Raw genomic sequence first — 18,164 nt, 5'->3', positions numbered from 1 at the left:
GGGCGACCCGGATGCCGGGTCGCCCGCCGATCGTCATCTCCCTCCCCTGATCGAAATCAGCCCTCGTTCACCGTGGCGCCGATGCCGAGGCCGTTCAGCGCACCGCTGGCGGCCCACGCGGCCACCTCCTCGCGGGCGTAGTCGTAGCCGACCTTCACCAGCTTGTCGAGCGAGTCGAAATCCATCAGGCGGAACCCGTCGATGGGCGGGCGCAGGGCGAAATCCGAGGCCGCGATCGCCTCGCGCTCGCCGCGCGCGCTGTGCAGCATCGACGCGCGGAGCGCCAGCTCCATCAGCGACGGGAACTTGATGCGGCGGCGGCGGAACACGCGGTCGCGCACGATCTCCATCGGGCGCGGGATGCGCTGGCAGACGAACTGCGCGTCCTCTTCCACCGACACCTCGGCGGCGATCACGGTGCCGCACCCCATCCGCCGCGCCACGTCGGCCGGCAGGTTGTTCAGCAGCGCGCCGTCGCACAGCAGGCTGCCGTCCAGCAGCACCGGCTGCGCCGCGCCGGGGAGCGACGCGCTGGCCGTGCACGCCCACATCAGCGAGCCGCGGCGGTGGATCATCATCTCCGCCGTGCTCAGGTTGCTGGAGATGCAGAAGTAGGGCGTCCACAGGTCCTCGATCTCCGTGTCGCCGTACAGCAGCCTGCCGATGAGCCCGGACTTGCGGGTGCTGATGATGGAGATGACGGGGATGGCGTACACCCGGTGCGGGCGGATCTCGACCCAGATGCGGCGGTTCATCTCCACCGCCCGCTCCGTGCTCCACCCCATGGCCACCTGCGCGGCGATGGCCGCGCCCATGCTGGTGCCGCCGATCAGGTCGATGGGCACCCCCGCCTCGCGCAGCGCCTGCACCATCCCGATGTGCGCGAAGCCGCGCGCGCCGCCGCCGCCCAGCACCAGCGCCACCGCGCGCCCCGCCGCGTGCCGCGCCAGCCGCCCCATGTCCTCGCCGCTCCCCCAGCGCAGGTGGTGGTGATGCTCCACGGCGCGGCAGTCCAGCCACGCGCGGGTCCCCGTGGGCAGGCGGTGCGCGCCCTCGGGGTGGATGAGCACCAGCCACTGCCGCGCGTCGGTCAGCCGGCGGGGATGGTTCAGCAGCGCGCGCTCCACCCCGCCCGGCTGCGGATCCTCGTCGGCGCGGGCCAGGAGGAGGACGCGGTCGGCCTGGTGCAGGCAGCGGCGCGTCCAGGCGGTGGGCTCGGCGTCGGCCTCGAACACCAGGAAGCGGTGGCTGGCCTCGCGCGCCTCGATCCAGGCCAGCAGCCGCGCGCTGTCGGGCGTGTCCTCGGGCGCCTGCGCGATCCCCGCCTCGCCCGCGTACTGGTCGACCGTGGCGGCGCTGAGCCGCAGCACCGGGCCGAACGAGCGCAGCGCCTCGGCCAGGCGCTCGCAGAAGGCGGCCACGGGCGCGCCCGGGCTGGCGGCGAGAACGGCCAGGTTGGTGACGCGCGCCCCGGTCGCGTGCGTGTTGGCGCGGTTCAGCCGCGCGACCAGCCCGGCGGCCACGTGCCGCATCAGCTGCGGGCGGGTGGAGACCAGCGCGTCGAACTCGGCGTTGGTGAACTGCACCAGCACGCTGTCGCGGATGGCGCTGGCGCGGGCGGTGCGCGGCGCGCCGGTGAAGAACGCCATCTCGCCCATGCTCTGCCCGCGCCCCGCCTCGCCGACCGGCCGCGCGATGCCGTCGCCGTCCACCACTTCCACCAGCAGCCGGCCGCTGACCACGAAGTACAGGCCGTTGGCGGGGTCGCCCTGCTCGAACAGCAGGTCGCCGCGGTCCAGGTACACCCAGTCGGCGGCGCGCTCCACGTCGTCCAGCAGCCGCGCGTCCAGCGCGCCCAGCACCGGCGCCAGCCGGCAGAGAAGCTGCCGCGCGTGCATCCGGGCAATGGCGTCGCGCAGCGCGGCGTCGCCCGCCTCCAGCGCGTCGGCCACGCCGCAGGGGATGCGCGCCACCGAGGCCGCGCCGGCCGCGCGCACCTGCACGGTGCGCTCCACGCCGGCCAGCGTCTGCTGCCGGTCGAACACCTCGCCCGGCTCCATCCAGCGCAGCGCCTGCCCGCCCTCCTCCACCGCGTCCAGGTGCCCGTCCACCACCACGAACAGCCCGTCGGACGCGGGGCCGGAGAACACGTCCTCGCCGTCGCTCAGGGGGATGGCGACGGCCGCGGCGGCCAGCGCGTCGAGCGTGGCGGCGGCTACGGACGCGAACAGCGGCACCGAGCGGATCGCGGCGTCGGGATCGAGCGATGGAGATGCGGAGGACTGCATGGGAGGCACGCGCGGCCAGAGGGTCCGGGCGGTGGGCGTTCACCCGGAAAGTTCGGCACCGCACCGGCTTGGCGCAAGCGGGGGATGCGGATCGCGATGACGACCGTGGGGAGGAGAAAGGCGGCTGAAGCCACGGCTACAACGGCCCGAAGTCCGCCTGCGCGCCGCCTGCGCGGACTCCGGATACTCGAGATCCCGTGCGCGAGTGAACCCGAAATCACCAACCACTATGCACGATCAACTCGCAAAAACGTCATCCTGAGGCCGGCCACGAGGAAACTGCCCCTGCACCACGACTCGTTGGCCGAAGAATCGATAACCAGTCACCACACGTCCGCTGCGAAATCGCAGAGGTTGTCACGATTTCCCGATGTGGCTGGCGTTTTCGCCATGAGCACTCTGGGCGAAATCGAAGCCGCGTTCAGCCATCTCTCTTCCGAAGAGCTCTCGCAGTTCCGCGAGTGGCTCGTCGAGTTCGACGCGCGCGTCTGGAATCGCAAGCTCGAGTTGGATGTCGCGGGCGGGAGACTCGACGAGCTTGCCCGCGGAGGCTTTCGACGAACATCGCCGCGGCCGCACGCGGCTGCTGTAACCCGACCCACGGGCCGTCACCGCGGCAGGCGCGGGCCGCCGAAGGAGATGCGCAGCCCCAGCAGCGCGTCCACGGTCGCGACGTTCAGGCCGAGAACCTTCTGCACCTGGCTTTCGAAGCGCACGGCGACGGGGCCCAGCGCCTGCTCGGTTCCCAGACGTACGCCGCCGATGAGATAGGGTCCATCCGCGTCGAACACACCCGCGTCGGCCCCGACGATCAGCGCCGACCCCAAGCTCCCCGGCACTCGCCACTCGGCGCCGAGCGTGGTGGAGACAGGGTCGTCGCACGGCTCCAGATTGTCGTTGCAGGCCAAGCCGATCACCCAGCTCTGCTCGGTCAGCGCGACGCCCCACGTCTCCGTCCTCATCCCGATCCGGAACCCGCCCAGCCACGCGTCGCGGCTCCCCGCGATCCCGTGCGCGTAGCCGAAGTACGGGATCAGGTCGATGTGCGTCCGCTCTCCGCGCGGCGGCTCCTCCTGCGCCGCCGCCGCGCGCGGCAGCGCCAGGGCGAGCACGAGCGCGGCGATGGCGGTACGGACGACGGCAGCGCGGGAGATCGGCATTCGAATCGGATCGGAAGTCGAAGGCAGCGGGCGGATTTCGGTCGCCCGCGGCATCGCAAGCGCCAGACCGGCCGCTTACCCGCATCCCCCCGTGACACGGCGGTACAGATGTTTGATATTATCGGCGCACCACCATCCTCCGCGCATTCGGGCGCCGCCCCACTCCCCACCAATCGAGCAAACATGTCCGCAGGCAACGAACGGGTGATCCCGCTCAGCAGGGCCAAGATCGCCATGACCATCGCCGGTGCGCTGCTCTTCGTGGCGGCGGGCGCGTGGTTCGTCATGGCCGACGATTACGGGTCGCTCATGATGAGCCTGCGGCGCTTTGCCGCTCCCGTGGTGTTCCACGCCCTCGGCGCCGCCGCGGCCCTCTGCGGCGTCGCGGGCGTGGTGTACGGCGTCCGGAAGCTGTTCGACAAGAGGCCCGGGCTCATCCTGAGCGCCGAAGGGCTCGTCGACAACTCGAGCGGCGTAGCCGCAGGGTTCATCCCGTGGTCCGAGATCACCGGCGTGGGAATCTTCCAGATGCAGCGCCAGCGGATGCTCATCCTGAGCGTCGCGGATCCGGAGAAGTACATCGCCCGGGGCAATCCCCTGCAGCGGATGCTGAACCGGGCCAACACCGGCATGGTCGGCAGCCCCATCGCGATCTCGTCCAACGCGCTCCAGATCCCGTTCGAGGAGTTGCAGACGGAGGTCGCCTCGTACATGGCCCGGTACGCCGCCGCGAGATAGCATCCCGAAAAGCAGGACGCACGCGGAGACGCAGAGCCGCGGAGGATTCGATTCTCCGCGGCTCTGCGTCTCCGCGTGATACAATCCAGAGGAAGAATCAGTGCATTCCGCTGAGTTACGTGCCGCCGCGGCTATAGATCCTTCGGCATGCAACCTACTGTGTAGACGCTGGTTGCAGTGCGGGCGGCCTGAATAGAAAGTTCGCAGCCTTGCCCCTCACCGGCGACTAAAGTCGCAGCAACAACTACGGGAAGCCTCGCAAACTGCGCGAGGCTGTTCGGCTCGGCAGCCGGTTCCGCTCTGGAGGACGCCTCCCCCTTTCATCCATCGTGGTCGCGCGCAGCGCGGTGTCCGACTCAGGATGACGACAGCCGGTGGTGCCGCAGAAGCACAAACCCAGTGTGTCCGGGACTTCAGCCGGTCGTCGGGCGGGGCATCTCCCCCAGCGTCTCCGCGCGCCAGGTGGTGAGGCCGAGCGCGGAGATTTGCTTCTCCGCCGCGTCGCGCGCCGCGGAGTCGTCGAAGATGGCGAAGATGGAGGAGCCGCTGCCGGCCAGGAGGGCGATGCGGGCGCCGGATGCGCGGAGCATCTCCAGCGCGCCGCGGAGGATGGGGATGCGGGCGGTGACGACGGGCTCGAAGTCGTTCGTCGCCAGGGCGGCGACGGCGTCCCAGCTCGCGAGCGCGGATGGATCGAGGAGCGTGGCGCGCGGGGCGTAGCTGCCGCCGCGGAGGGCGGCGACCTCGCGGAAGGCCTCGGGCGTGGGCATCGCCTCGCCGGGGTGGGCGACGAGCACGGGGCGCGGGGGGAGCGGAGGGAGCGGCATCAGCCGTTCGCCGCGGCCCCAGGCCAGCGCGAGCGGCGACCCGCAGAGGAAGAAGGGGACGTCCGCACCCAGCTCGATCCCCATCTGCAGCAGCGCCTCGCGCGAGACAGCTTCGCCGTGCAGCGCGTTCAGCGCGCGGAGGACGGCCGCCGCGTCGGAGCTGCCGCCGCCCAGCCCGGCCGCCGCGGGGATGCGCTTCGCCAGATGCAGGTCGATCGCGGGCGATTCGCCGATCTCGCGATGGAAGCGGTCCGCGGCGCGCACGGCCAGGTTCCGCTCCGGCGGCCCCGCATCCACCCCACCCTCCATCTCCAGCCGGATCCCCGCATCCCCCCGCGCCACCGACACCCGGTCGGCGAGCGAGAGGGCGCAGAACACCGTTTCCAGTGCGTGGTAGCCGCTCTCCTCGCGCGCGAGGATGCAGAGGCGGAGGTTGACCTTCGCCGGCGCGGCGACGGCCACGCGGTCAGGCACGCCGCCGCGCCTCGCGCCGGGCAGCGGCGGGCCGCTCGTCTCTCCGCTTCACACCGGGCAGCGAATCATCCCCCTCCGCCCCGCCCTTCTCCGCCGTTCCCGCCAGCTCGCGCCAGCTCAGGTGCAGCCGCTGCACGTACCACAGCCCCACCAGCGTCACCACGGTGAAGCCGCCCAGGTGGTAGCCGATGGCGAAGGAGACGGCCCGCGCCTTCTCCACGCCCCACAGCGCGAGGCCGTACGTGGCCGCCGCCTCCAGCGGCCCGAAGAACCCCGGCGCGGCGGGGATGGCCACGGCCAGGTTGATGGCCGACTGCAGGAAGAGCGCGCCGACGTAGCCCGGTCCCTCGACGCCGAACGCCCGAAAGGCGCACAGAATGGACAGGGGGATGAAGAGCCACTGCGCCACCGCCCACAGCATCGACAGCACCAGCAGGCGCGGGCTGCGCAGCACCGCCAGCCCGGAGATGAACTCGTCCAGCCGCGCCAGGAACGGGCGCCGCAGCCGGTGCGGCAGCATCCTGGCCGCGAACGCCTCGGCGATGCGCACCGAACGCTTCGGCATCACCGCCAGCGTGATCAGCACCAGCGCGGCCGCCGTCATTGCCGCCGCGACGATGCGGACGCCCCCCAGGACCCACCGCGCCCGTTCCGGATTGGGAAAGCCGGGGAGCGCCATCACCCCCAGCAGCAGCCCGACGGTCACCAGCCCGTCCAGCACGCGCTCGACGACGAGCGAGGCCAGGACCGCGCTGAACGGAAGCTTCGCCAGCCGCGCGGCCACGACCGCGCGCACGATCTCGCCCACGCGCGCGGGGATCAGGTTGTTGGCCGCCATCCCCACCGCCGTCCCGGCCACGCGCGGCTGCCAGCGCACGTGCGGGTCGACGGGCTCCAGCAGCACCTTCCAGCGCAGCGCGCGGACGTGGATGGAGAGGGTGGAGATGAGGATGGAGAGCGCCAGCCAGAACGGGTTGGCGCCGCGCAGGTGGGTCCAGACCTCGGACCAGTTCACCCCGCGCAGCGCCAGCCACAGGAACAGGACGGTGATGGCGAGACTGAGAAGGATGCGTACGCGCTGCTTCATCCGGTCACGCAGCCCGCCGCTCGATGCCCAGCGCCAGCAGCCCGAAGAGCTCGTCCAGCGCCTCGCCCAGCGCCGCGCCGTTGGGCGACGCGCTGGCGAGCGACGCCAGCCGGTCGCGCATGCGCAGCGCCTCGTGCAGCGCCGCCTCGGAGTCGTACTCCAGCGACTCGATCGGCACCGCGCCGTCGGCCCCCGCGGCGGCCGGCTCCGCTTCCGCGCGCGCCGTCTCCATCGCCATCGGCGCGGTCTCCTCCGCCGACGATGCGGGCGCGGCGCCGGGGAGCGTCTGCCGCAGCCGCAGGAGGGCGCCGCGGGCCTCGTCCGCCGTCCCCGCGCGGCCGATGCGCGCCGCCGCGTCGTCGGCCGCGGCGGAGATGGCCGTCATCCCGTACGTCACCGCCAGCTCGCCCACCCCGCGCGCCAGGTCGGCAAGGTCGCGGGCGATGCGGGCAAAGCGCCCGGGGCGCGCGTTCAGGCTGGCGACCAGCCCCTCGGCGCGGTCCAGGAAGCCGGTCGCCTCGATGCGCAGGAAGCCCTCGACGTCGCTGGCCAGCGTCCCCGCGCCCTCGGCCCCCGGCGCGGGCGCCATCGGCGACGACACCACGTGCGGCCCCGCGTCGTCGAAGAAGAGCGAGGCCACCGGGACGACCCCGGCGTCTCCCCCATCCCCCGAGCCCTCCAGCCGCTCGCGCGCCTCGCGGAAGCGCTCCAGCTCCGGCATGGCCCCCACGTCACCGCCGCTTTCCAGCGCGCGCCCGGCGGCGCGGAGCCCGTCGCGCGCGGCGGTCAGGAGCGCCACCTCGCGCGACTGGATGGGGGTGGTGCGGCTCAGCACCTCGTGCGCCGCGTCCTCGACCCCCTCCAGCAGCTCCAGCACGGGCGAGAGCGTGTCCATCCCCGCCACGCCGCGCACGGGGCGCATGCGGCGGAGCACGGCGCGCAGCGGCTCGCGCCCGGCGGGCTGCGCCTGCAGCTCGGCCAGCGCGCGGTCCAGCTCCCCCACCACCCCGTCGATCTCGCGGCGCAGGAAGTCGTGCAGCTGGTCGCGCGGCCCCGCATCGGCGCGGCGTCGGCCGGTGCCCGAGCCCTCCCAGCGCGCCGCCGCCTCGCCCGCGCGGCGCTCCTCGTCCGCCCCCCAGTTGCCGTACGCGGAGACGAGCGCGCGGAGGTCGGACGCCGTGTCCTGCACGCGGCGGCGCACGTCGAAGCTCCACGCCAGCGCCCCGTCGCGGAGCGCGCGCGCGGCGTCCTCCATCCCCTCGGCCACGCGGGCCACGGCGTCGGCCCCGGCGATCTGCGCGCTGCCGCGCACGCCGCGGGCAAGGCGGAAGAACTCCACCGGGTCCGGCGCGCCGTCGCGGGCCAGCAGCGCGTCCAGCCGGTCCAGGTACTCGCCGGCCTCGCGCGCGAAGTATTCGCTCAGCGGTTGCGACATCCGTATGCGTGGGTCGGGGGGATGGGAATCGTACCGGATCTGGCAATCACCTGTGCATTCCAGACGCACAGAGAGACGTCATCCTGAGGCCGGCCACACCGTCGTTGCCCCCACACGCGCGGTTGCAGGCCGAAGGATCCATAGGCGAGGTCGCACGTGTGCTGTCGGATTGCACGATCAATCTCCGAATCCGGTATCAGACGGCGCGGGCGCGGCGCAGGATCTCGGCCATGTCGCGGGTGGCGCGCTCGATTCCGGTGAACACGGCGCGGCAGATGATGGAATGCCCGATGTTCAGCTCCTCGATCTCCTCGATCGCCGCCACGGGCGACACGTTCTCGTACGTCAGCCCGTGCCCCGCGTGCACGCCCAGGCCGACGGAGCGCCCCAGCGCGGCCGCGCGCCGCAGGCGGCGCAGCTGCTCGTGGCGCTCCTCGCCGCGGGTGTTGGCGTACTCGCCGGTGTGCAGCTCCACCGCGTCGGCGCCCAGGTCCACGGAGGCACGGACGGCGTCGGCGTCGGGGTCGATGAAGAGCGAGGTGCGGATCCCGGCATCCTTCAGACGCTTCACCGCCTCGCCCACCCACCCGCGCGCGGCCTCGCCGGCCAGCGAGATCCCGCCCTCCGTCGTCACCTCCTCGCGCCGCTCGGGCACGAGGGTGGCCTGGTGCGGGCGCCACCCCTCGGCCAGCGCCAGCACGTCCGACGCGGCGGCGAGCTCGAGATTGACCACGCCGCGCGCGGTCTTCATCAGCAGCTCCACGTCGCGGTCCTGGATGTGGCGCCGGTCCTCGCGGAGATGCACGGTGATGCCGTCGGCGCCGCCCAGCTCGCAGAGCACGGCCGCGCGCACCGGGTCCGGCTCGTCGGTGCCGCGCGCCTGCCGCACCGTCGCGATGTGGTCGATGTTGACGTAGAGCCTCAACGCTTGTCCCCCAGCAGTTCGCGCACCCGGGCCAGCGCCGCGGGATCGGTTCCGCGCGCCTCCGCCAGCTTCAGGGCTTCCAGGCCGAGCAGGCAATATAAGTCCCGGTCGGCACCGGACAACCGCGACAGGTGCCGCTCCACCGTGGCCGCGTCGCCGCGCGCGATGGGCCCGGTGAGCGCCTCGGCCGGCCCGCGCGCGGCCACGTTCTCCACCGCGCCCGCGGCGAGCGCCGCCAGCGCCGGCTGCGCGTCCTCCGCGGGGACGCCCGCATCGATCATCAGCCGCTCGGCCACGGAGAGCAGCGCGACCGCGTAGTTCGAGGCGAAGACGGCCGCCGCGTGGTACAGCGCCTTGCCGCCGGGGCGGATGGCCAGCACGCGCCCGCCGCACGCCGCCACCAGCCGCTCGGCCAGCGCCCGCGCCGCGCCCTCGCCCTCCACGCCGAAGGTGGCCCCGCGCAGCCGGTCCGCGCCCTCGACGGGGTCGGCGATCGCCGCCAGCACGTGCATCCCCGCAACCGGGTGCCCCTTCGCGGCCAGCGGCGCCAGCACGTCCACGGACAGGCTCCCGCTCGCGTGCATCACGGGGAGGCCAGCGGGGAGATCGACCGCCTCGAGCTGCCCGACCACGCGCGCGATCGCGTCGTCGGGCACGGCGATCAGCATCCCCGTCACGCCCTCGGGCGCGGGCGTGAAGCCGGCCTGGTAGCGCGCGCCCGGGTGGAAGCCGCGGAAGAGCGGGTGGTCGGGGGTGGCCGACGAGCGGCGGCCGGAGTACACGAGCGACGACACGGCCCGCGCGCGGTGCAGCCGCAGCCCCAGCGCGAGCCCCAGCCGCCCCGCGCCCACGATCCACAGCCGGTCGAGCGTGCCGGGAGATACGGTCAACGAACGGATGCCGGGAGATGCGGTCAAAGGACGGATATCGGCGATGGATGGTGATGTGGATGCGCGCCCGCGGCGGGGCCCTCTCCCTGGCTCGCCCGGCGCGACTCCCGTCGCGCCGCCGGGCCGCCGGGCCCTCCCCCAGAACTGCCTGGGGGAGGGACGGGGCTCCGGTGGGACCTGCACGGCCCGGCTCACGCGGCGGACGGCAGTGTGCCGGTCGAAGGGCAGGGATGCCGGAGAGCAGTCCCGCAGGGACTTTGTGCTGTTGTTGCCCCCGAATTCCATTCGGGGTCAGCCGAGGCCTCACACCTCACCCCACCTCCACCCCCCGGCTCCGCAGCCGCCCCAGCGTGGAATCCGGCAGCCGCGCGCGGATGCGGATCTCCGCGCCCTCGTCCTCGCGCTCCAGCACCTCGCCCTCGCGGTAGATCTCGGCCAGCAGCGCGCCCTGGTCGCTCCGCAGCGTCAGGTGCACGTCGGGGCGGCGCTTGCGGGCCTCGTCGCGAAGCAGCTCGCGCAGCGGCTCCAGCGCGCCCTCCTCCACCGTGGAGACGAAGATCGCGCGGCGGCCGTGGTTGCGCTGGCGCAGCGCCTCCTCCTCGCCGTGCGTCAGCCGGTCGATCTTGTTGAACACCAGGATCTGCGGCTGCTCGCGCATCCCCAGCTCCGCCAGCACCTGGTCCACCACGTCCTTCTGCTCCTCCCACCCCGGGTGCGCGCTGTCGATCACGTGCAGCAGCAGGTCCGCCTCCGCCGCCTCCTCCAGCGTGGCGCGGAAGCTCGCGACGAGATGGTGCGGGAGCTTGCGGATGAAGCCCACCGTGTCGGTCAGCAGCACGTCGTACCCCTCGCCCACGTCCACGTCGCGCGTGGTCGGGTCCAGCGTGGCGAAGAGGCGGTCCTCCACGAACACGTCGGCGCCCGAGATGGCGCGCAGGATCGACGACTTCCCCGCGTTGGTGTAGCCGACCAGCGAGACGCGCGTCTCGCCCGCGCGGCTCTTGCGCTGCGTCTCGCGGTGGCGGGTCACGCGCTCCAGCTCGCCCTTCAGCCGCGCGATCTTGATGTCCACCATCCGCCGGTCCGTCTCCAGCTGCGTTTCGCCGGGTCCGCGCATCCCCGGGCCGCCGCGGATGCGCGAGAGGTGGGCCCACATCCGCGTGAGCCGCGGGCGGAGGTACTGCAGCTGCGCCAGCTCCACCTGCGCGCGGGCCTCGGCGCTGCGGGCGCGGGTGGCGAAGATGTCCAGGATCAGCTCCGCGCGGTCCATCACCCGCGTGCCCACCTCGGCCTCCAGGTTGCGCCCCTGCGCCGGCGACAGCTCGTCGTCGAAGATGACCAGAGTGGCGCCCTCCATGGCCACCTGCGCCTTCAGCTCCTCGGCCTTCCCCTCGCCGATGTAGGTGCGCGGGTTGGGCTTGTCCACGCGCTGGACGAGCGACCCCACCACCTCCACCCCCGCGGTGTCGGCCAGGCGCTCCAGCTCCTCCAGGTGCTCGTCGGTCACCTGCGCCGGCTCGCTCTTCCTGGGCGCGCCCACCAGGATCGCCCGCTCCCGCGGGTCTTCGAGCTCGATCAGTTCACGCGTGCTGATTGCCGCCTCCGGTTCGATTGACCGTCTGTAGAACTGCATGGTTCGGGCGTGTTTGGCGCCCAGGCGCCAAACCGGGCTGCGCGCGCCGTAGGCAACGATACGACTGTTGCCAACGGCGCCGGGCCCCCGCCGCGCCGGACGCCGCTGCGGATCCGCGGGTTCCGATGCGTGCGCGGCGGGTTCCCGGCCCTTCGGGCGCGCATCCCTCACGCATCCCGGCCGATCCACCATCGCCCACCACCCGCACCGCGAAACGCGTGCTTCGCACCCGCATCCTCGCACCCGGCGCCGTACGGGACGATATTGCGTTAACCCGGCCTCGCCACCAGATCGGCCGCCCCGACCCGCCAATGAATTGGCGGGCTGGAAAAGCACCAAGTCCCTCCGGGACTGCGGCCGCGGCTCTCCGGCGTGCCGCCGGCATCATCGCTGCCACATCGCGGCAATGCAGCCGAGCCACCTCCGCGTCTCCGCGTCTCCGCGTGAGATTCAGCGATGCCGGGGTTCGCGCCAGGAAACCCCTCCCGAGCCGGACCCACCTCCGCCCGCACGAACGCCGATGCACACACTGATCCCGCTTCTCGCCGCCGCCCTCGCCGCGTCGCCCGACACCGCGCCCGCCCAGCCTCCGCGCGGCGACGTCCTCGTCGTCGCCAACCAGGGCGACGCCACCGTGCACCTGGTCGAGGTCGCCACCGGCCGCACCCTGGCCGCGCTGCCGTCCGCGCCCGCGCCGCACGAGGTCGCGGTGACCCGCGACGGGCGCTGGGCCGTGGCCACCAACTATGGCGACCGGGCGGCGGTGGGCCACGCGCTGACGGTCATCGACGTCTCCACCCGGACCGTCGCGCGCACGATCGACCTCGCCCCGCACACGCGCCCGCACGGCATCGCCTTCCTCCCCGGCGACTCGCTCCTGGCGGTCACGTCGGAGACCAGCCGTGGCGTCCTTCTCGTCGCCTTCCCCGGCGGCGAGCTGCGCGGCGTGATGCCGACGGCGCAGCAGGGCACGCACATTCTGGCGGTTGCGCCCGGCGGTGGGAAGGTCTGGACCGCCAACGTGGGCTCCGGCACCGTCACCGAGCTGGACGTGCGGACGAAGAGCCCGGCCCGCACCATCCAGGTGGGGCCGGGCTCCGAGGGCGCCGCGCTCTCGCCCGACGGGCGGCGCATCTGGGCCGCGAGCATGGCGCTCGACAGCACCTACGTGTTCGACACCGCCACCGGCGCGCGCGTGGCCGCCATCTCCACGCCGGGCCACGCCTACCGCGTCGCCCTCTCGCCCGACGGCCGCCGCGCGCTCATCCCCGCCCCCGAGCTCGACCTGGTCCGCGTCATCGACACCGTCACGATGCGCGAGACCACGGTGGCCGTCCCCAACACCCCCGGCGGCGCCATCTTCTCCGCCGACGGCCGCACCGCCTACGTCCCCACCATGGCCAACGGCCAGGTCGCCGTCATCGACCTGCAGCTCCTCGCCGTCGTCCGTACCTTGCCGACGGGCGCCTCGCCGGACGGCATGGCCATCTCGACGTTCTTCAGCCGCTGAAGCAAACAGCGCCGCGTCCCAACGGGCGCGGCGCCTGTCAAGCCGTTCTGAAGCTGATCTCGGCCACAAACACACAGAGAGACGTCATCCTGAGGCCGGCCACACCGTCGTTGCCCCCGTACGAGCGGTAGCAGGCCGAAGGATCCATAGGCGAGGTCGCACGTGTGCTTCCGGATTGCACCGATCTCCCGGATTCGATATCACAAACCCTTCTCCGCGTGAGATGACCACGCGATGCGGCGCTTCGCGGGAAGCGGAATCCGGTCGCCATGCAGGCGAGCTACATCCAGCCAGAGTTCCATTGCTTGCTCCACCATCTGGAGCGCTTCGTCACGCGTCGCGCCGTGAGCCATGCATCCAGGCAGTTCCGGAGCGACGGCGAGGAAGGCGGAATCCTCTTCACTCCAGAGGATCACTACCTGATATTGGCTCATCTTCCCCAGCACCTTTCGAACACGCCTGATACCGGCTTCGGGGATCGATCGTGCGATCCCGCAGCGCACGTGCGACCTCGCCTGTAGATCCTTCGGCCTGCAACCGCCCGTGCAAAGGCAACGACGGTGTGGCCGGCCTCAGGATGACGTCATCTCTGTGCGTCTGTTGCTGGCCAGCAGGGAAAACTACACCCCCGCCAGCTCCTCGCCCACCTTCTCCCACGCGGCGTACGCCTCCGCCAGCTCGGTGGTGAGCGCGTCGCGCTCGTCGGCGAGGGCTTTGGGGCGGGCGGGGTCGGCCCCGGGGGCGTAGATCGCGGGGTCGCCGAGCGCGGACTCGATCTCGGCGACGCGCGTCTCGATCTCGTGGATGCGGGCTTCCAGGCGGGCGAGCTCGGCCTCACGGCGGCGCTGCTCGTTCTTCGACAGCGCGCCGCCGGACGGCTTCGGCGCCTGCGCGGCCGCCGCCTGCTGCGCCGCGGCCTGCTTCGCGGCGGAGGACGCCGCGGCTTCGGAGGCGCCGGCCTGGCGGCGGGCGACCCAGTCCTGCCAGTCGTCGAACCCGCCGGGGTAGTCCTCGAACCGCCCGTCCGTCCAGCTCCACACGCGCGTCGACGTCGCCGAAAGGAACGCGCGGTCGTGGGAGATGAGGATCACCGTGCCGTCGTACCCTTCGATCGCCTCCTCCAGCACCTCGCGGCTCTCGAGATCGAGGTGGTTGGTCGGCTCGTCGAGAAGGAGAAGGTTGGCGCGCTGCAGGGTGATCTTGGCCAGCGCTACCCGCGCCTGCTCGCCGCCGGAAAGGCTGCCGATGCGCGCCTGGATGTCGTCGCCCGAGAACAGGAAGCGGCCCAGGTGGCCGCGCAGCTCGGGCATGGTCCCCTTCACGCCGTCGCTCACCTCCTGCCAGACCGTCTTCGCCTCGTCCAGGTGCGCGAAGTCCTGCCGGTAGTACGCGCGCACCACCCCGGTGCCGGGGATCACGCTTCCCGCGCAGGGGGCGCCTTCGCCGGCCAGCGCGCGCATCAGCGTGCTCTTGCCGCAGCCGTTGGGTCCGATCACGGCGATGCGCTCGCCGCGCGACACCTCGGCGCTGAACGGGGCGAAGAGCGTACGCGGGCCGAAGGCGCAGCTCACGCCGTCGATGCGCATCACCGTGCCGCCGCTGCGCGCCGCCTGCCCGAAGCGCAGCGCCATCCCCCGCCCGTCTTCGCCGACCGCGCCGACGCGCTCCATCCGCGACAGCAGCGTGCGGCGGCTCTTGGCCTGCTTCGTCTTCTGCCCCGCCAGGTTGCGGCGGATGAAGTCCTCGGTGCGCGCGATGTGCGCCTGCTGCTGCTCGTACTGCCTGCGCTGCAGCTCGCGCCGGGCCTCGCGCTGCTCCAGGAAGCTCTCGAAGCCGCCCGCGTACGCGAACGCCGTTCCCTCCTCCAGGTGCAGCACGTGGTCGGCCAGCCGCTCCAGGAACACGCGGTCGTGGCTGACCACCATCACCGTGCCGGGATAGGACTTCAGGTACTCCTCCAGCCACTCGGTGGAGCGGAGGTCCAGGTGGTTGGTGGGCTCGTCCAGCAGCAGCACGTCGGGCTCGGCCAGCAGCGTCTGGACCAGGCGGAGGCGCCCCAGCTCGCCGCCGCTCAGCGCGCGCAGCGGCTTGGTCCAGGTGTCCGCCGGAAAGCCGAGGCCCTCGAGGGTGGCCTCGGCGCGGGCGTGCATCTCGTAGCCGCCGCGGCGCCGGAACTCCTCGGTGTGGCGGTCGTAGCTCGCCATCAATCGACGCCCCTCGTCGCCGTCGTGCGCGATCTCGGCCAGCCGCGCGGCCTCGCGGTGCAGCCGCTCCTCCATCGCCACCAGCTCGGCGAAGGGCTCCAGCGCGGCCTGCGCGATGGTGCCGGAGCTGGTTTCGCCGCGCTCCTGGCGCATGTGGGTGAAGCGGAGGCCGGGGTGGCGCCAGACATCGCCCTCGGTGGGCTCGTCCTCGCCGGTGATCAGCTTCAGCAGGGTGGTCTTGCCGATGCCGTTGCGGCCCACGATCCCCCAGCGCTCGCCCTTCGCCACGTGGAAGTCCACGTGCCGGATGATCCAGCGGTCGCCGTACTGTTTCCCCGCGTCCTGCAGCCGGACCAGCGTCATCGTCCCTCGCGCGTCGTGCCTGGAGATCTGGGTGCGGCGGGTAATCTAACCAAAACGCGTTTCCGCGGCCCCCGCGGACCCTCTCCCTGGCTTGGCCGGCGCGACTCCCGTCGCACCGCCGCCCGCCTGTCCCTCCCCCAAAACCCCATGGGGGAGGGACGGGCTTCAGCACCCTGCACGGTTCCGCTCATTCGGCGGACGGCAGTGTGCCGGATAAAGGCAGAGACGCCGGCCAGCAGTCCCGAAGGGACTTTGTGCTGTTGTTGCCCGCCAATTCCATTGGCGGGTGGTTTGGAGTGCAACAAAGCGGCGGGCGACCCGGATCCCCCGGATCGCCCGCCGCTGTTCATCTCCTTGCCCTGCCACCGCTTACGGGCCCGGCGAAGTGGTGCCGATGCCGCAGGTGCCGGGCCCTGCCGAAGGGCACCGGATCAGCCGCAGAAGATGCAGTACTCGCGCGGGCTGGGCTGGGTCGCCCACCCGGCGCACGTGGGATCGCAGGTGTTGCCGCCGCAGGTGTAGTCGCAGGTGCCGTTGCACGACGCGTCGCAGGTGCCGTAGCACGACGCAGCGCAGGTGTCGATGCACGAGGCGCCCCCGCACGAGCCGTTGCACGAGGCGTCGCAGGTGGGGCAGCCGGGGCAGGTACACGCGGTGGGACAGGTGCACTGCTCTCCGTACACCGTTCCCTTCCCTCTCCGGACCGGCGTGGTGCTGAAGCTGTCGATCTGCAGGTCGTCCAGGGTCAGCTTCATCTTCCGCATGGTGCACCTCCTGGAGGGTAGATGAGGTGGGATGCGGATGGACGACCACGGCGGCGGAGCGTCCGCGGCGGTGGGTGGGATCCGCACGCCCGGGAGGATCGGGGCCGCACGGCGCGGCCGGTCCCGCGCCGATGCAAAATCTTTTCCAGCCGATAAAGTTCGGGCAGCGACCCGTCAGGATCCGCGAACGTCGTCGCCGGAGAACGGTCGGCAGGCGGAGTGACGCAACCACATGTTTATTCGTTGTTGACACGGGTGTTTACCCGAAGGTAAGTTCTGCCCGCGTAATCCTCTCCGTCTTCTCCCCACCGAGTGAACCGCCCCCACACCATGCTCGTGCCCAACTACCGCGCCGCCGCGCTGGCGCTGCTTGTCGTAGCCGCTGCCTGCGGCAGCCCGTCCGACGCGAATCCGCCGCCGAAGGGGACGCCCGGCATCACCGTGGTGTCCGGCGCCGGGGTGTCCGATACCGTCGACGCCATCCTCGCCCAGCCCCTGGTGGTGCAGGTGAACGGGAGCGACGGGCGCCCGCTGGCCAACGCCGAGGTCGGGTTCCTGGCCACCGCCATCGCCGAGGGATCGGACCAGCCCACGGTGCTGGTGTCGCCCACCCGGGGCAGCGGCGGGGGAACGTATGCCATCGAGCACACGGACGGCGAAGGGCGCGCCGCGGTCCGGCTGCGCATGTTCCGCTACGCCATGCAGGGCGGAGTGGTGGTGGCGGTGCCCGACCTGGACCGGTTCGTGGTGGCGAGCTACACGATCCTGCCCGGGGCGCCGCGCACCCTCTCCTCCGCGCCGGCGGACACGGCGGTGCTGGCCGGCGGGTCCTTCGCGCTGACGGCCACCACGCGCGACCGCCACGGGAATGCCGGCGGGGCCCAGGGCGTGGCCTTCCGCGTGATCTCGGGCCCGGTGGCGCTGGCGGGAAGCACCGTCCAGGGCACGGCGGTCGGCCGGGCGGCGGTCGTGGCCGAGCTGGCGGGCGCCGCCGACACCTCGTGGGTGAGCGTGGTGCCGCAGGCGACCATCGCGGCCTACACGGCGGTGGCGCTGTCGAACCAGCAGGCCTCGCTGTACACGATGACGCTGGACGGATCGAACCTGGCGAAGCGGGTGACCACCGGCGCGTTCCCCGGCTACAACGCCGCCATGGGCAGCGCATGGAGCGCGGACGGGACGCGGCTGTACTACCACGACAGCAACACCGACCACAGCCGTTCCCTGTACGTGCTGGATCTGGCCACCGGGGCCACCCGGCGGCTGCTGCCGGACGCCGACCGCATGGGCGAGGAGGCGTGGCCGCGCTTCGCGGGGGGCTGGGTGTACTTCGAGGGCGGCTCCACCACCGAGCCGCTGCTCTACCGCGCGTTGCCGGACGGCACCGGCAAGCAGCAGCTCACGCCCGGGGAGGTGATCGGCACGGCGCGGCACGGGGCACCCTCGCCCGACGGGTCCCGGGTCGCGTTCATCGGCAGCTACTCCAACCCCATGCCGCTGCACGTGCTGGACGTGGCCACGGGGGCAATGCGCAGCCTGGGCGTCACGGCCCTGTCGCCGCGCTGGCGTCCCGACGGCAGCGAGATCCTGTACGTGGCGTCGGGCGAGCTCACCGAGGGATCGGGGCAGATCCGGGCGATCCGTCCCGATGGCACGGGTGACCGCGCCGTCACCCAGCCGGGCACGAAGTTCGGGGCGCACTTCGACCTCTCCCCGGACGGGGCGTACCTGATCGCGAGCACCGACCAGGGCGTGCTGACGCTGGTCCAGGTCGCCACCGGAGTGGAGATGCCCATCCGCACCCCGGCCATCCCGCAGCGGATGATGGCCCCCTCCTGGAGGCCGTGAGAGGATCGCAGCCGGAGG

Annotated in this window: 14 protein-coding genes; 3 read left to right on the top strand and 11 right to left on the bottom strand. The window is 72.5% G+C overall.

Features of this window, described 5'->3' with window-relative positions:
- Positions 1-56: 56 nt before the first annotated feature.
- Both VLK66_RS14135 and VLK66_RS14130 read right to left on the bottom strand, forming a co-directional pair.
- Positions 57-2,288, bottom strand: a complete 2,232-nt coding sequence (locus VLK66_RS14135; protein WP_325310081.1) for a cyclic nucleotide-binding domain-containing protein — start codon at positions 2,286-2,288, stop codon at positions 57-59.
- A gap of 608 nt (positions 2,289-2,896) precedes the next feature.
- Positions 2,897-3,448 carry a hypothetical protein gene (locus VLK66_RS14130; RefSeq protein WP_325310079.1) on the bottom strand — a complete coding sequence of 184 codons (552 nt, stop codon included), beginning with the start codon at positions 3,446-3,448 and terminating at the stop codon, positions 2,897-2,899.
- A 108-nt stretch (positions 3,449-3,556) separates the two neighbouring features.
- On the opposite strand from VLK66_RS14130, the gene VLK66_RS14125 reads away from it, so the two are divergent.
- Positions 3,557-4,186 (top strand): STM3941 family protein, encoded by a 630-nt coding sequence (locus VLK66_RS14125; protein WP_325310078.1) that lies wholly within the window; start codon positions 3,557-3,559, stop codon positions 4,184-4,186.
- Between the two features lie 413 nt (positions 4,187-4,599).
- Here the strand turns inward: VLK66_RS14125 and VLK66_RS14120 are convergent, their stop codons facing one another.
- From VLK66_RS14120 to hflX, 6 genes are all read right to left on the bottom strand, one after another.
- Positions 4,600-5,487, bottom strand: a complete 888-nt coding sequence (locus VLK66_RS14120) for a 4-(cytidine 5'-diphospho)-2-C-methyl-D-erythritol kinase (protein WP_325310077.1) — start codon at positions 5,485-5,487, stop codon at positions 4,600-4,602.
- On the bottom strand, positions 5,480-6,574 hold the full coding sequence (locus VLK66_RS14115) for a lysylphosphatidylglycerol synthase transmembrane domain-containing protein (RefSeq protein ID WP_325310076.1): 1,095 nt from the start codon (positions 6,572-6,574) through the stop codon (positions 5,480-5,482). The genes VLK66_RS14120 and VLK66_RS14115 overlap by 8 nt, the downstream gene beginning before the upstream one ends.
- A gap of 4 nt (positions 6,575-6,578) precedes the next feature.
- Positions 6,579-8,009 carry an Hpt domain-containing protein gene (locus tag VLK66_RS14110; RefSeq protein ID WP_325310075.1) on the bottom strand — a complete coding sequence of 477 codons (1,431 nt, stop codon included), beginning with the start codon at positions 8,007-8,009 and terminating at the stop codon, positions 6,579-6,581.
- Between the two features lie 196 nt (positions 8,010-8,205).
- A complete protein-coding gene (locus tag VLK66_RS14105) occupies positions 8,206-8,934 on the bottom strand; it encodes a pyridoxine 5'-phosphate synthase (protein WP_325310074.1) in 729 nt (242 codons plus the stop codon).
- Positions 8,931-9,824: a DUF2520 domain-containing protein gene (locus VLK66_RS14100; RefSeq protein WP_325310073.1), complete on the bottom strand. Its 894-nt coding sequence runs from the start codon at positions 9,822-9,824 to the stop codon at positions 8,931-8,933. The genes VLK66_RS14105 and VLK66_RS14100 overlap by 4 nt, the downstream gene beginning before the upstream one ends.
- Positions 9,825-10,134: 310 nt before the next feature.
- Complete coding sequence (gene hflX, locus VLK66_RS14095; protein ID WP_325310072.1) at positions 10,135-11,457, bottom strand: GTPase HflX; 1,323 nt, start codon at positions 11,455-11,457, stop codon at positions 10,135-10,137.
- A 520-nt stretch (positions 11,458-11,977) separates the two neighbouring features.
- On the opposite strand from hflX, the gene VLK66_RS14090 reads away from it, so the two are divergent.
- Positions 11,978-12,967: a hypothetical protein gene (locus tag VLK66_RS14090; RefSeq protein WP_325310071.1), complete on the top strand. Its 990-nt coding sequence runs from the start codon at positions 11,978-11,980 to the stop codon at positions 12,965-12,967.
- 200 nt (positions 12,968-13,167) lie between these two features.
- On the opposite strand, the gene VLK66_RS14085 is transcribed toward VLK66_RS14090, so the two are convergent.
- The 3 genes from VLK66_RS14085 to VLK66_RS14075 form a co-directional block, all read right to left on the bottom strand.
- Positions 13,168-13,401: a type II toxin-antitoxin system HicB family antitoxin gene (locus VLK66_RS14085; RefSeq protein ID WP_325310070.1), complete on the bottom strand. Its 234-nt coding sequence runs from the start codon at positions 13,399-13,401 to the stop codon at positions 13,168-13,170.
- A 186-nt stretch (positions 13,402-13,587) separates the two neighbouring features.
- The gene (locus VLK66_RS14080) at positions 13,588-15,534 is read right to left on the bottom strand and encodes an ABC-F family ATP-binding cassette domain-containing protein (RefSeq protein ID WP_325310069.1); all 1,947 of its coding nucleotides are present in this window, start codon (positions 15,532-15,534) and stop codon (positions 13,588-13,590) included.
- Positions 15,535-15,965: 431 nt separating this feature from the next.
- Positions 15,966-16,298, bottom strand: a complete 333-nt coding sequence (locus tag VLK66_RS14075) for a hypothetical protein (RefSeq protein WP_325310068.1) — start codon at positions 16,296-16,298, stop codon at positions 15,966-15,968.
- 312 nt (positions 16,299-16,610) lie between these two features.
- Between VLK66_RS14075 and VLK66_RS14070 the strand changes: the two genes are divergently transcribed.
- On the top strand, positions 16,611-18,146 hold the full coding sequence (locus tag VLK66_RS14070) for a hypothetical protein (RefSeq protein ID WP_325310067.1): 1,536 nt from the start codon (positions 16,611-16,613) through the stop codon (positions 18,144-18,146).
- The last annotated feature ends 18 nt before the right edge of the window (positions 18,147-18,164 follow it).

The sequence above is a fragment of the Longimicrobium sp. genome (assembly GCF_035474595.1).
GTDB lineage: Bacteria > Gemmatimonadota > Gemmatimonadetes > Longimicrobiales > Longimicrobiaceae > Longimicrobium.
Note: the sequence above shows the minus strand (reverse complement) of the source record. Positions and strands in the feature narration are given on the sequence as shown.

Excerpts from the sequence above, each read along its gene's own strand:
- VLK66_RS14135 (WP_325310081.1), bottom strand. The coding sequence starts at position 2,288 with ATGCAGTCCTCCGCATCTCCATCGCTCGATCCCGACGCCGCGATCCGC.
- VLK66_RS14130 (WP_325310079.1), bottom strand. The coding sequence starts at position 3,448 with ATGCCGATCTCCCGCGCTGCCGTCGTCCGTACCGCCATCGCCGCGCTC.
- VLK66_RS14125 (WP_325310078.1), top strand. The coding sequence starts at position 3,557 with ATGTTTGATATTATCGGCGCACCACCATCCTCCGCGCATTCGGGCGCC.
- VLK66_RS14115 (WP_325310076.1), bottom strand. The coding sequence starts at position 6,574 with ATGAAGCAGCGCGTACGCATCCTTCTCAGTCTCGCCATCACCGTCCTG.
- VLK66_RS14110 (WP_325310075.1), bottom strand. The coding sequence starts at position 8,009 with ATGTCGCAACCGCTGAGCGAATACTTCGCGCGCGAGGCCGGCGAGTAC.
- hflX (WP_325310072.1), bottom strand. The coding sequence starts at position 11,457 with ATGCAGTTCTACAGACGGTCAATCGAACCGGAGGCGGCAATCAGCACG.
- VLK66_RS14090 (WP_325310071.1), top strand. The coding sequence starts at position 11,978 with ATGCACACACTGATCCCGCTTCTCGCCGCCGCCCTCGCCGCGTCGCCC.
- VLK66_RS14085 (WP_325310070.1), bottom strand. The coding sequence starts at position 13,401 with ATGAGCCAATATCAGGTAGTGATCCTCTGGAGTGAAGAGGATTCCGCC.
- VLK66_RS14080 (WP_325310069.1), bottom strand. The coding sequence starts at position 15,534 with ATGACGCTGGTCCGGCTGCAGGACGCGGGGAAACAGTACGGCGACCGC.
- VLK66_RS14075 (WP_325310068.1), bottom strand. The coding sequence starts at position 16,298 with ATGCGGAAGATGAAGCTGACCCTGGACGACCTGCAGATCGACAGCTTC.